The sequence below is a fragment of the Streptomyces sp. DF42 genome (genome assembly GCF_058267695.1).
The window spans coordinates 3738148-3751105 of record NZ_CM177859.1 but is presented as its reverse complement, the minus strand read 5'-3'; the positions used below and the strand labels follow the sequence as shown (position 1 = coordinate 3751105).

The following is a 12958-nucleotide window of genomic DNA, read 5'->3' as shown; positions in this document are numbered from 1 at the left end:
CGACCGGGACTGTGACCGACCGGGACTGTGACCGACCGGCTGTTACGAACACACCACCTGGTCGCCGGTCACCACTCCGGCCTCGCCCAGATACGCGTCCTCCGCCCGCACCTTGCGCACCTGCCTGAAGTCGGCGCCCACGGTCACCTTCAACGTCGGCCCGAGCCCCTTCACCGGCCGCAGCTCGCTGCCCGGCAGCGCGGCGGCCAGTGACTTCGCGGACCGGTCCCACCCGGGGTCGTAGGCGACGACCGTCCGCTTCAGCGTGCGGTCGGCCGCCATCGCCGGGGCCCGGGTCGTCCGGAAGCCGGCCCCCGCGAGCGCCGTGTCCACGCGCCCCCCGAGTCCGTCGGCGGGCGTGCCGTTCTCGACCTGGACGCGGATCTGCTGCGGAGACACGTCGACCAGCACCGCCGGCGGCCGCGACGCGCGCACGGCCAGGGGCTTGTCGTCGCGCAGGGAGCGGAAGAGGCTGCCGGACTTGGCGGTGTCCCATTTCAGCGTCTCGCCGAGGCCCTTCACGACGTATCCCATCTTTCCGATGGGCACGGTCGTGAACTCGGAGGACGAGGGGGAGAAGTTGCGCATCGCCCTGCCGAGGTCGAGCAGCTCGTCCGTGCCGAACCCCTTGTCCGCGCGCACCGACCCCAGCACGGCCCGTGTCACGTCCCTGAACTTCATCGGGTTGAGCAGGATCCCGGAGGACGTGGTCCGCTCGACGAGCGCCGCCAGGAAGCGCTGCTGGCGCTTCATGCGGTTGAGGTCGGAGGCCCCGTCGACATGCCGGGCACGCACGTACTGCAGGGCCTGTCCGCCGGTGAGGGTGTGCGTCCCGGCGGGGAGGTCGAGTCCGGTGTACGTGTCCTTGAGAGGGGTGGCCGTGCAGATCTGCACGCCGCCGAGCACGTCCACGGTCCGCATGAAGCTGGTGAAGTCGACCTCCAGATAGTGGTCGATCTTCACATGGGTCATGTCCTCGACGGTCCGGACGGTGAGGTTCGGGCCGCCCTCCGCGTAGGCCGCGTTGAGCTTGACGGGGTGGCCCGCGATCCGCTTCCCGGTCCTGTCGTCGACGCGTTCGGGCGTCATGGCGTACGAGTCGCGCGGCAGGCTCACCACGCTCGCCCGCTCCCGGTCCGCCGAGATGTGCACGATCATCATCGTGTCGGTGCAGTGGCAGGGGGCGCCGCCCAGGTGGTAGCGCTGCCGTTCCTGGGCGCTGATCCGGTCGCGGCCGTCCGTGCCGACCAGCAGGACGTTCATCCCGTGACCGGCCGCCGGGCGGTTCTTCATGTCCTTGAAGGGGTCGACGCGGGCGATGCCCGCGTCGAGGCTGGTGACCACCGCGTGCCCGATCCCGGCGGAGGCGAGGACGACGACGGACAGGCTCGTCGCCGCGCGCATGGCCCAGCGAGGCTTCTTCCGTCGCGCGGGCGGCCGGGGCCCGGGCGGGTCCGGGGTGTGGGCGGGCTGGGGGCGGCGCTGCGGACGGGCGGGCGCGGCGGACCGAGGCTGCGTGGGCAAGGGGGACACCTCCGGGCGACGGCCGTACGTGGGATCGTGAGCACCGTAGGCCCATACGATCTGTAGCCCGGGCCACCGCCCCGGCGGGGCGCAGAGGTGTCCCCCGTTCGCGGTAACGTAACGGGCGATGAACGCCAACCCCGACGTGCAGCTCCCCGCCGTTTCTGTGATCATGCCCGTCCTCAACGAGGAGCGGCATCTGCGCGGAGCCGTCCAAGCGATCCTCGCGCAGGAGTACGCCGGCGAGATGGAGGTCGTGATCGCCCTCGGTCCCTCCACGGACCGCACGGACGAGATCGCCGCCGAGCTCGTCCGCGACGATGCGCGCGTCCACACCGTCCCGAACCCCACCGGTCGTACGCCGGCCGCCCTGAACGCCGCGATCAAGGCCTCGCGCCACCCGATCGTCGTCCGCGTCGACGGGCACGGCATGCTCTCGCCGAACTACATCACCACCGCCGTACGGCTCCTGGAGGAGACCGGCGCGCAGAACGTCGGCGGCATCATGCACGCCGAAGGTGAGAACGACTGGGAGCACGCGGTCGCCGCCGCCATGACCTCGAAGATCGGGGTCGGCAACGCCGTCTTCCACACGGGCGGCGGCGCGTGCGAGGCCGAGACCGTCTACCTCGGGGTCTTCCGGCGCGAGGCGCTGGAGCAACAGGGCGGGTACAACGAGGAGTTCATCCGGGCCCAGGACTGGGAGCTGAACTTCCGGATCCGGGAGGCCGGCGGGCTGATCTGGTTCTCGCCGGAGCTGAAGGTGTCGTACCGGCCGCGGCCGAGCGTGAAGGCGCTCGCCAAGCAGTACAAGGACTACGGCCGCTGGCGGCACGTCGTCGCCCGCTACCACGAGGGCTCCATCAACCTGCGCTACCTCGCGCCGCCGACGGCGGTCCTGGCGATCGCGGCGGGCCTCGTGGTCGGCGCGGCCCTGACGCCCTGGGGTTTCGTGATCCCCGGCGGCTACCTCGCCGCGATAGCCCTCGGATCCGTCCCCGCGGGCAAGGGGCTGCCGCTCAAGGCACGGCTGCAGATCCCCGTGGCCCTCGCCACCATGCACATGACGTGGGGCTGGGGCTTTCTGACCAGTCCCAGGGCGCTGGCGAAGAAGGTCATCGCGTCCCGGCGGCCCGCGGTGCTCGCCTCCAACTGAGCACCGGGGGACGCCTGCCGACGCCTGTCGACCCGGACTACCAGGTGTAGTTCGGGTTGACGTGCATGCACTGCTTCTCGTCCGAGCCGTTGATGACCTGTGCGGAGGACGGTGTCCGGTCGTCGTCCTCCGCCGTCGTGTACTTCGTGCCCGAGCGCCAGTCGGCGCCGACGACCAGCGTCACCCCGGAGACGTCCGTCGACTTCTTCACCGAGGACGTCGGGATGCCGAGCGCCTTGGCCACCCGCTGGGCGTCTCCCTCCAGGTCGGCGCTCGGATAGCGGATCACCGTCCTCTGCTCGCCGAGAACCGTCGAGGAGTCCGCCACCGCCTCGGTGAAGCCCTTGCCGACGAGCAGCTGGGCGATCGCGCCTGCCCGTCCGGAGGCCGCGAGCCGGGTGCCGGACCTGGTGCCGTTCAGCACGCGTACGGCGATCCTGTCGTCCGCGGCGGCCGGGTCCGGGGACGTCGTCGCCGCGGTGGACTTCTTCTTGCCCTTGCCGTCCAGGGAGATGTCCTCGCGGACGAGCCGGAACAGCTTGTCCGCGTCGCCCGGCCTGGGCACGACCCGGCCGCTGCTCGTCGAGGAGTACTGCCACGGCATCGTCGTCATGGTGATGCGCTGGGTGGGGACCTTTTTGAGTTCCTTGCTCAGGTCGTACAGCTTCGCCACGGTGCCGAGGCCGTCGTCGACGGTCAGCGCGGTGGTGGCCGTTTCGGCGAGCTTGCGGAGCTTGCCCGGGTTGCCGAGCGTGGCGTTCTCGCGCAGCTGGCGCACCATGGCGTTCATGTACTGGTGCTGGGCCTTGGCGCGGGCTATGTCGGTGTTGTCCTCGAAGCCGTAGCGTGTGCGCAGCCACTGCAGGGCCTTGACGCCCTTGACGTACGTGGTGCCCTTCTCCAGCTTCAGGCCTGAGCCGTGGCCGTCGGAGGACTTGGAGTAGATGTTGGCATCGACGCAGACGGGTACGCCGCCGATGGCGCCGGCCATGGACACCACGCCCGAGAAGTCGATCATCATGAAGTGATCGATGTGAATGTCGGTCAGTTTCTCCCACGTCGCCACCGTGCATCCGGGGCCGCCGCGGCCCAGGGAGTCGTTGGTGATCGTCGAGGTCAGTGACCCGTAGACCTTGCGCGTGTCGGGGTCCGTGCACTGGGGGATGTCGACCAGGGTGTCCCGGGGCATGCTCACGACCGACATGTTGGTGCGGTCCGCCGAGAGGTGCAGCAGCATCTGGACGTCGGCGCGCGGGGCGGTGTTGAAGGTGCTCTTGGCGCCGCCGAGCTTCTGGTTCTGCTCGGAGTCCCGTGCGTCGGAGCCGATCAGCAGGATGTTCAGGGGCTTCTGCCCGGCCGCGTTGGCCTTCGATTCGGCCGCCCTGTCCTTCGCGTCGCCGAGGTTGAGGTCGTCCTTCCTGATGTTGCCGTTGAGGTGCTGGTAGTAGAGATATCCGGCCCCCGCCGTGCCGAGTATCACCACCGCCAGAACAATCGCCGACCAGCGCAGAACGCGCCGTCTGCGGCGCTTGCGGTCACCGTCCGGGCCCTTCCTGCGCCGCCCGTCGCCGCGCCGGCCGTGCCCGGTCGTGGCGTTCTGGTCCTGCGATGTGAGGGACATCGTGTCCTCGACCGCGGGAACCTCTTTGCGCACACTGCTTCGCGCCAACTCCCTGCCTCCCACCCCTGCGCCCGGCGACGGATCCGCCGCGCGTCCAGTCAGACGCACGACGCCCCCTCAGGGTTACCTGCCGGTGCACCGCCTTCGTCGGCCACGGACCCGTGTCCGCCGCCGGCTGCCGAACCTCTCGGCCACCCGTCCCCCCGGACGGGGCGAGCCAGAGGGCGCGCCCCCCTCGGGTCCCCCGCCCTCGGACGTGAGCGTGCCTCATTTCTTGAACCTCCGCAGGAACATCGTCGCCGCAGCCGTGACCCTTCCGGTCGTGCTGGGCTCCCTCATCGCCACGACGGCGCCGGCTTCGGCGTACCCTCGTCCCAAGGAAGCCTCGGCGTACGGCTATCACCTCCCGCCGAGCCCCGCCGTCTCGGCGCCGCCGATACCGTCGGGGATGCTGACGGTTCTCATGGGAGAGACCGGCAAGAACGCCGGCAGCGAGGTGACCTATCACGGCAAGGCCGTCCCGAGGGGCGGGTGCCGGGCCGAGGCGGTCGAGCGCGTCGAGGGCGAATACGCCCGGCCGAACATCTCGGCCGCGGCCGGCGCGATCGCGGGCGGCAGCTATGCGCAGTCGATGCGGCAACCCGCCGTCGTGGCCGTCTTCCGTCGCTGGTCGAGCTGTATGGCGGCAAGCGGCGGCCTTCGCTATGCGTCCCCCATGGACCCGCTCGATGTTCCGGAGTTCGCCAAGGGTCACCCGGGAGCCCGCGAGGTGCCCACCGCGGTGGCGGATGTGGAGTGCAAGCGGAAGACGAGGCTTCTGCCCGTCTGGTTCGCCGCCGAATCGCGGATCCAGACGGCGATGATCGACAAGCAGGCAGCGGCGCTGTCGGAACTGCAGCGGATCCACCGTGCCCAGGTCGCCGAGGCGAAGTCCGTCCTCGGTGGGGGCACCTCCCGGTGAACTGCGCGTCGCCCCGCCGACCAGCAGATCGACGAGGCGACGCCGCAGGACCCTGATCAGCCGGCGGCGTCCCTCGCGCACGGGCCCCAGGGCTCGCTGTCAGGCGCCGGCCGTCGGCCGGTCACCACTGGTAGGGCTTGTACACGTCCATGCACGGCGTGGAGTCCGACCCGTTGATGGCGTCGGAACCGCTGGGCAGGTCGCCGGCCTTCGGCTTGGACGCCTTCGGGTAGTGAGTGCCGGTGCGCCAGTCGGAGCCGACGACGACGGTCACTCCCGAGACGTCGGTCGACCTCTTCACCGCGCTCATCGGAATGCCGAGTGCCTTCGCCACCGCCTGCGCGTCGCCCTCCAGGTCCGCGCTCGGGTACTGCACGACCGTGCTCTCCTCGGACCCTGATCCCGAGGTGTCGAACGCCGCCCTGCTGAACCCTTCCTGCACGAGCGCCTGGCTGATCGTCCCGGCCCGCCCGTCGACCGCGGTCTCGGTGGAGGTCCGGGTGTTGTTGCGGACCAGCACGCCCAGCCGACTCGGGTCCGTGGAGGGCGACTTGGTCGCCGCGGCCTTGCTCCCGACCTGCTGTGCGTCGGACCGCTTGCCGTTCTTGTCGAACGGCACGTCGTCACGGAGCATCTGCCAGATCCGGTCGGCGCCGGCTGCCGGCACCACGTGCTCGCCGTTGTGCGGGTCCTCGACGTTGGGCATCGTCATCGACGTGAGGCGGTTCGTGGGCACCGACTTCATCTCCATGGCCAGGTCGTACAGCTTCTTGACCGAGCCGATCTCCTCGGAGACCTTCAGGGACTTGGTGGCCGCCTCCGCCAGGTCCATCAGCCGGCCGGAGTCGGTGAAGACGTTCTGGCCCTTCAGCGTGCGGATCATCGAGTTCAGATACATGTGCTGGGCGCGAGCCCGCATCAGGTCACTGCCCCAGGCGTGCCGTGTGCGGAGCCACTGCAGGGCCTGCACGTCATCGACCTTGTGTGTCCCGGCCGTCAACTTCAGCCCGGAGCCGCCGTGTTGGGCCGCCGTGGAGCGGTCCCAGACATTCTGCTTCACACAGACGTCCACGCCGCCGACGGCGTGCGCCATCCGCACCACACCCGCGAAGTCGACCATCATCCAGTGGTCGATGTAGACGCCGGTGAGGTCCTCCCAGGTGTTCAGCGTGCAGCCGGCCCCGCCCCGGGCCAGGGTGGTGTTGATGATGTCGTCGGTCGCCGGGTAGACCTTGCCGGTGTCCGGGTCCTTGCACTTCCGGATGTGGACACGGGTGTCCCGGGGGATGCTCACCATGGCGGCGCTCTTGCGGTCCGCGGACAGGTGGATGAGCATCTGCACATCGGCCAGCGGAGGCGCGCCGACACTCTCCCGGTGCCCGCCGAGCTTCAGGTTCTCCGCGGAGTTACGGCTGTCGGAGCCGATCAGCAGGATGTTCAACGGCGTCTGGCCGGCCGCGTTCGGACCGGTCCTCTTCGCCTTGGAGTCGCCGTTGCTGCGCTGCCCCTTCTGGATGTTGCCGTTCAGGTGCTGGTAGTACAGATATCCGGCGCCGGCCGTGCCGAGTATCAGCACCGCCAGCGTCGTCGCCGACCATCTGAGCACGCGGTGCTTGCGTTTCGGCCGGCCTCTGCCGTGCCGGCTGCCGCTCCCCCCGGCGGACGGCTCACCCCCGTCGAACAGGTCGCCGTTCCGGCTCTTCCCCGCGCTGCGCCGAACACCGGGAAGCGTCCCCTCCCCCCGCACACTGCTCTCCGTCATCTCCGTCCTCCCCAGCCATGCCATGAACAGGCCTGCCGTGCGTCCTGTTAGACGCACGGCAGGCCTGTGTGGTCACCTCAGTTGTTCAATTGGCGCACATTTTCGTTCAGCTCGCGCACTTGACCTTGTCCGCCGTGGACTTGTCGACGGGCGGCGCCTTCGACGAGGCGTTGAGCGGCTCGCCGGCCTCCTGGAAGTCCTTGCCCAGCGTCAGGGTCATCGCGGGCAGGCCCTGGGAGTTGGTCACGCTCTTGCCCGGCTTCAACGCGGATCCGGGCAACCCCATGATGGCGGCCAGTCTGCGGGCCTGGGCCGCCTGGTCGGGCGCGTACTCCAGGGTCGTCTTCGCCAGTGCCGCATCCGCGTTGCCCGCGTTCTCGGACTTGGACACGCCCTCGTCGTTCTGCAGCCAGGCCAGGGTCTCCTGGGCCGAGCCGGGCGCGGCGCCGCCGTTGAGGATCCGCACCCGCACCTCGGAGGCGGCCGACTTGCTGCCGTTGAGGCGGGCGGCGACGGCGGCCTTCTCCTTCTTCTCCTTCGCCTTGACCGCGGTGAAGGAGACGTCGTTCTTGATCGCGTCGAAGACCTCGGGCGCCGCGTTCGGGTCGACGATCACGGTCTTGTGGACGACGCCGTCCGCCGGGTTGTCGCGCACCGGCACCGTCAAGAAGCTGATGTTCTTCGTCGGGACCTTCTTCATCTCCAGGGCGATGTCCTTCAGCGTGCTGACCTTGCCGATGCCGGTGTCCACCGTGAGCGCCTTGGTGGCGGCCTCGGCCAGGTTGTACAGCTTGGTCGGACTGGTCAGCGTGTCGCTTGAGGACATCTTCCGCATCAGCGAGGCCATGAACTGCTGCTGCACCTTGATGCGGTCCAGGTCACCGGCGTTGCCCCAGCTGTGCCGGGTGCGGACGAACGCGAGTGCCTGTTCGCCCTCCACCTTGGACGGGCCGGCGGGCAGTTTCAGGTGCGACTCCTTGTCGCTCACCGCGTGGGCGAGACACACCGGCACGCCGTCGACCGCGGTCGTCAGCGTCTTCACCGCGTTGAAGTCGACCATCATGAAGTGGTCGGGCTCTATGCCGGTGACCGCCTTCACCGTGCGCATGGTGCAACCCGGGTCCCGGCCGTCCTGGCCCAGACTGGTGTTGAAGCGGACGTCCTCCGTGCCCGCGATCACCTTCTCGCTGCCGTCGGACTGCTTCGTCTGGCAGTCCGGGACATCCACGATCAGGTCCCGCGGAATGCTCAGCGCGGTCGCGTTCGTACGGTCCTTCGAGACGTGCAGCAGGATGTTGGTGTCGGCGTGACCGACGCTGCCCGAGTCGCCGTAGCCCTCGTTGCCCTTACCGGTGCGCTTGTCGGTGCCGATGATCAGGATGTTGAAGGCCTCGTCCTTGCTGAAGCCGCTCTTGCCCGCACTGCCGACGTCCGTCGTGGAGACGTTGCCTTCCAGGTGCCTGAGGTAGAGGTAGCCGGCCGTGCCGACCGCGACCAGCACCAGGGCCATCGAGCCGCCGGTCCACATCAGGGCCTTCTTGGCCTTCGACTTCTTCTGCACCGGCCGGCGCCCGCGCCGCCCCGGCGGTGGCTCCTCGGGCGTCGCGCGGCGCCGCCGTTGCGGCGGTACCTCGCGGCCCGGGGCCTGCGGCTTCGCCGTACGGCTGCGCGCCGCGCCGCCCGCGCCACGAGGGGCGGATCTGCGAGGCCCGGGAACCGTCGATTGCGGAGCGGAAGGAGTCAGTCGCAGTTCGTATTCGCCGGTGTTCGGATTGAGCACCCACTGGTCTGCGGGATCGACGTTGTCCGCCCGCCCTCGGCTTTGCGCGTCCACGGTTGTCCGAATCCTCCGTTTGGGCCACGCGGCGCCTTCCCCCTCAAGGCGCTCGGGTCACGGTCACCCGGTGTGCGACCCGCAGGAAGGACCTCGCGGCCGGATGCACCGGGTCGCTCACACTATCCGCCCAGTTCAGCGTCAAGCGACGTCAGTGACAAATTCCACGCCCTACAACTGGGCAATACGCCCATTTCCTTGGACTTTCTTGACGCGGCTGTTCGTCGGCTTGATGTTCGCTCTACTCGCAGCCGTCCTCGGCGGCGGTGTTCCCGCGGAACGTCGGTGCGGGCGAAGCGGACGTCGCGGGCTCATCGGACCGCTTTTCTCCGGACTTTCCGTTGCCGTGGGCGTACTCGGCGTAGTCGTTCGGATGCCCGGACGAAACCCCGCGCGAATCCGGATTGCGACTCTTCGAGTCGGAATCCGGCGGAACTTCCTTCGTGACCGTCAACGGCGCGTCCCTGCGCAGACGTTCGAACAGCTTCTCCGCCTCGGGTTCCACGAGCTGGTCGCGATTGGCGTTGTAGACATACGACTCCCGCGGAACCGTGAGAAATTGCACCTGTTCCGTGGGGATGTGACGCAGCCCGCGCACGAGCTCGTACAGGCCGCGCAGACTCGCCAGATCCGGATCCGTGGTGAGGGACGACGTGGCGGCATCCAACACGGGATAGAGCTTCACCGGATTCAGCAGTACGTCGTTGCTCTGCACCTTGTTGACGAGCGCCCCGAGAAACCTCTGCTGGCGGTCCATCCGGTCGGTGTCGCTGCCGTTGCCCAGGGACTTGCGGGCGCGGACGTAGCCAAGGGCCTGCTCGCCGTCGAGCGTGACCCGCCCCGCGGGCAGCTTCAGTTCGGCGGCCTTGTCGTCGATCGGTTCCTTGAGGCAGACCTGGACGCCGTCGACCGCGTCGACCATCTCCTTGAAGCCGTGGAAGTCGATGACGACGTGATGGTCGATACGGATGTCCGTGAGCTTCTCGACGGTCCGGATGATGCAGGCCGAACCGCCCACCTGGAACGCGTAGTTGAACATCGCGAAGGTCGGCTGCGAGCGGGTCCCGTCCGGGCGCAGGCAGGAGGGCACGTCCACCATCAGGTCGCGCGGCAGCGACATCGCGGTGGCGGTGCGCCTGCCCGCGCCGAGGTGCAGCAGGATCGTCGTGTCGGAGCGCTCGGTCCCCGAGTCCCGCCCGTACTGGGCGTTGCCGTCCCCGGAGCGCGAGTCCGACCCGATCAGCAGAATGTTCTGTGCGCCCTTGACCAGCGACGTGGGCCGTTCCTTCTCGTACCGGGCGAGTTCCCTGGCGGCCGCCTCGTCGGGCGTGATGTTGCCGTCCAGCTTCATGTACAGCACCAGCCCGCCCCCGGCCGCCCCGACGACCAGCACGGCGACCGCGAGACCCCCGTACCGCACCCACCGTCGCCGCCGCCGACCCAGCCCTCTCACGTGCCGCTCCACCCCTCATGGTGTACGAACGTGCTGTTCCTACGACCATGACCCGGAGGGGCCGACGAGGGCGGCCATTGCTGATCCGAACGGGTGACGGCGACGGCAACGCCCCAAGGGGGCGCCGGGCTGTATCCGGTGCGAATCCGGTGTGCGGCTCGGCCGCGCGAGGCGACACGCCACTCCGATGTGGGGCTCAGCCGCGCGAGCGCGGCGAGCCACAATGAACGACCGCAGCGAACCATCCGCAGCGAAAAACCCGCAGCCGCCGGACGCGGACGCGCGCCTCTCAGCGGCGCACCACGCTCACCCGCTCACTCTCGATCCGCTTGGCCATTGCCGCCTCGTCCAGCCGGTCCGCGTTCCGGCACAGCACCACGGACGCCCCCACCGCGAGCGGGCCGTACAGCCCGGCATGCAGCCCTTCCCAGGTGTCGTACGACAGCCCGGACAGAATCCGGGAGCCCGGTCCCGTCAGCCCGAGCGACGTCGCCTCGTCCAGGGCCCGCTCGACCACCTCGGCGGCGGTGAACTCCCGTCCTGCCACGATCAGGGACGGCTCCTCGGGGTCCACCGGCGCGAACGGCGCGAACCGGTCCCCCTGCCCCGGCACTTCGACGGCGTAGTCGACGAAGCCGTCCGGCGTCTGCGGAAACCGGCCGCCCAGCGGCCGCAGCGCAAGGGCAACCCGCTCACCCCGGCACGCCCGCGCCGCGTCCAGCGCGTCCGGCCCGCTCACCACCACGTCGGCCGCGGCCGGGTCCCCGTCGACGTCCGCGATCGCGCCCACCGAGGCGCACGCCAGCAGCCACACGGCCGTCTGCCAGTGCGCGGGCAGCAGTAGCGCGACCCGGTCGCCGGGCCCCGCGGCAAGGTCGCCCTGGAGGAGGTTGGCGGTCTTGGCCACCCAATTGGCGAAGGTGGCCACGGACAGTTCGACGCGCTCGCCCGTGGCATCGTCGTAGAAGGTCACCAGGGGGCGTCCGGGGTCCGCGGCGAGCGCGGAACGCAGCAGGTCGGCGGGGGTGCGGTCGGTGGCGTTCACCCGCGCAAGGGTACGCGGGCGGCCGGTCGCGCACGGCGTGGTGGGGCCACCGGTTCGGAGGAACGGGAGCCGACGGTCCGTCAGATCCTGGATGGACATATATGTATGACTATGTCCAAGATCGATGGCATGCGTGGATTCCTTGCTTCTTCGATCGCCTCCTCGATCGGCGTCGCCTGCGCGGCCGCTCTCGCCCTGCAGCTGACGCCGCCCGCGACCGCGGCGACGGCGAGACCCATGGCCGGTGCGGCACGATCCGCGTCGGCGGCCGTCCGGTCCGAGCTCGCCGGCAGCACCCAGTCGCTGCCCCTCGCGCCCCTCGTCCCCCTCGCCTCCCGCACCCGCGCGATCGGCGGCGCGGTCGCGGAGCAGGGCCTGACCCGCCAGGACGTACGGCACTTCTCGATGGTCGGCGTCATCTGGGACAACCCGGACACCGAACTGCACGGTGGCGTCCAGGTCCGCACCCGCGCGGCCGGCGACGGCATCTGGTCCGCCTGGCAGAGCCTGGAGACGCACAACGACGACGCGGCCGACCCCGGCTCCGCCGAGCGCACCTCGGGCCGCGTCCGTGGCTCCACCGCGCCGCTGTGGGTGGGCGACTCGGACGGCGTGGAGGTCCGGGTCAGCGCCGAGGGTGCCCCGCGTACCGAAGAGACCGCACGGGGCACCCGAGCCGTTGCGGCCGCCTCCGCCCTTCCCTCGGGCCTGCGACTGGAACTCGTGGACCCCGGCGAGGAGACCGGGGCGGACGACGCGCCGGCCCTCGCGCCGCACGGCATGCCGGCTGAAGTCCCGCGCGCGGGCGCCCTCGCCGCCGAGTCGACCGAGGCTCTCGCCGCCTCCGCCGCCAACGCCGACGTCGCCCCGCTCGGCGCCACCGAGATCCCCGGGCTGAGCCACGCCTCGACCGTGCGGGAGCTACGGGCCCTGCGCGGCAGCGAACTGACGGAAAGCCGGCGCGCGAAGCCCTACATCGGCGCCCGCCCCCGCATCGTCACCCGCCGTGGCTGGGGTGCGAACGAGAAGCTGCGCGAGAAGGGGTTCGGCTACACGAAGAAGGTCAAGGCGGCGTTCGTGCACCACACGGCCTCCGGCAACGGATACCGCTGCTCGCAGGCCGCCTCCGTCATCCGCGGTATCTACCGCTACCACGTCAAGAGCATGGGCTGGCGCGACATCGGCTACAACTTCCTCGTCGACAAGTGCGGAACCGTCTACGAGGGGCGCGCCGGGGGAGTGGCCAAGGCGGTCAGGGGCGCCCACACCCTCGGTTTCAACACCAACAGCATGGGGATCGCCGTCCTCGGCAGCTTCGGCGCGAGCAGGCCACCCGCCGCCGCGCTGAAGGCCATCGCCCGGCTCACGGCCTGGAAACTCGGTCTCTACGGGGCCAATCCACGCGGAAAGACATATCTGAAGTCGGGCGGTGGCAATCTCTACCGAAAGGGAAAGAACGTACGACTGAATGTGATCTCCGGCCATCGTGACGGCTTCGCCACGGACTGCCCGGGCACGCGGCTCTACCGCAAGCTCGGCACGGCCCGCTCCACCGCGGCGCGCTACCAGGGCCGTTAGGCCCCGCGGGGGAACCGGGCCCGG

The 12958-nt window shown here is 69.9% G+C and carries 9 protein-coding genes; 3 read left to right on the top strand and 6 right to left on the bottom strand.

Annotated features, from left to right (window positions below):
- Positions 1–42: 42 nt before the first annotated feature.
- Positions 43–1524, bottom strand: a complete 1482-nt coding sequence (locus tag ACYUED_RS16980; RefSeq protein ID WP_491293117.1) for an LCP family protein — start codon at positions 1522–1524, stop codon at positions 43–45.
- A 127-nt stretch (positions 1525–1651) separates the two neighbouring features.
- Here ACYUED_RS16980 and ACYUED_RS16975 point away from each other — a divergent pair, with 127 nt between their 5' ends.
- Positions 1652–2680 (top strand): glycosyltransferase family 2 protein, encoded by a 1029-nt coding sequence (locus ACYUED_RS16975; protein ID WP_491293116.1) that lies wholly within the window; start codon positions 1652–1654, stop codon positions 2678–2680.
- A gap of 37 nt (positions 2681–2717) precedes the next feature.
- Here ACYUED_RS16975 and ACYUED_RS16970 read toward each other — a convergent pair whose 3' ends face one another.
- Positions 2718–4301 (bottom strand): LCP family protein, encoded by a 1584-nt coding sequence (locus ACYUED_RS16970; protein WP_491293115.1) that lies wholly within the window; start codon positions 4299–4301, stop codon positions 2718–2720.
- A 274-nt stretch (positions 4302–4575) separates the two neighbouring features.
- Between ACYUED_RS16970 and ACYUED_RS16965 the strand changes: the two genes are divergently transcribed.
- On the top strand, positions 4576–5262 hold the full coding sequence (locus ACYUED_RS16965; protein ID WP_491293114.1) for a hypothetical protein: 687 nt from the start codon (positions 4576–4578) through the stop codon (positions 5260–5262).
- A 121-nt stretch (positions 5263–5383) separates the two neighbouring features.
- Here ACYUED_RS16965 and ACYUED_RS16960 read toward each other — a convergent pair whose 3' ends face one another.
- From ACYUED_RS16960 to ACYUED_RS16945, 4 genes are all read right to left on the bottom strand, one after another.
- On the bottom strand, positions 5384–7024 hold the full coding sequence (locus ACYUED_RS16960) for an LCP family protein (RefSeq protein ID WP_491293113.1): 1641 nt from the start codon (positions 7022–7024) through the stop codon (positions 5384–5386).
- Positions 7025–7130: 106 nt separating this feature from the next.
- Positions 7131–8858: an LCP family protein gene (locus ACYUED_RS16955; protein ID WP_491293112.1), complete on the bottom strand. Its 1728-nt coding sequence runs from the start codon at positions 8856–8858 to the stop codon at positions 7131–7133.
- A 241-nt stretch (positions 8859–9099) separates the two neighbouring features.
- Complete coding sequence (locus ACYUED_RS16950) at positions 9100–10311, bottom strand: LCP family protein (RefSeq protein WP_491293111.1); 1212 nt, start codon at positions 10309–10311, stop codon at positions 9100–9102.
- 289 nt (positions 10312–10600) lie between these two features.
- A complete protein-coding gene (locus ACYUED_RS16945; protein WP_491293110.1) occupies positions 10601–11356 on the bottom strand; it encodes a TIGR03089 family protein in 756 nt (251 codons plus the stop codon).
- Between the two features lie 129 nt (positions 11357–11485).
- On the opposite strand from ACYUED_RS16945, the gene ACYUED_RS16940 reads away from it, so the two are divergent.
- Positions 11486–12934 (top strand): peptidoglycan recognition protein family protein, encoded by a 1449-nt coding sequence (locus ACYUED_RS16940; RefSeq protein WP_491293109.1) that lies wholly within the window; start codon positions 11486–11488, stop codon positions 12932–12934.
- Positions 12935–12958 lie beyond the last annotated feature (24 nt).

What these genes read in the sequence shown, in the direction of transcription:
- ACYUED_RS16970 (WP_491293115.1), bottom strand. Translation starts at nt 4,301, where the DNA reads ATGTCCCTCACATCGCAGGACCAGAACGCCACGACCGGGCACGGCCGG.
- ACYUED_RS16940 (WP_491293109.1), top strand. Translation starts at nt 11,486, where the DNA reads ATGCGTGGATTCCTTGCTTCTTCGATCGCCTCCTCGATCGGCGTCGCC.
- ACYUED_RS16960 (WP_491293113.1), bottom strand. Translation starts at nt 7,024, where the DNA reads ATGACGGAGAGCAGTGTGCGGGGGGAGGGGACGCTTCCCGGTGTTCGG.
- ACYUED_RS16975 (WP_491293116.1), top strand. Translation starts at nt 1,652, where the DNA reads ATGAACGCCAACCCCGACGTGCAGCTCCCCGCCGTTTCTGTGATCATG.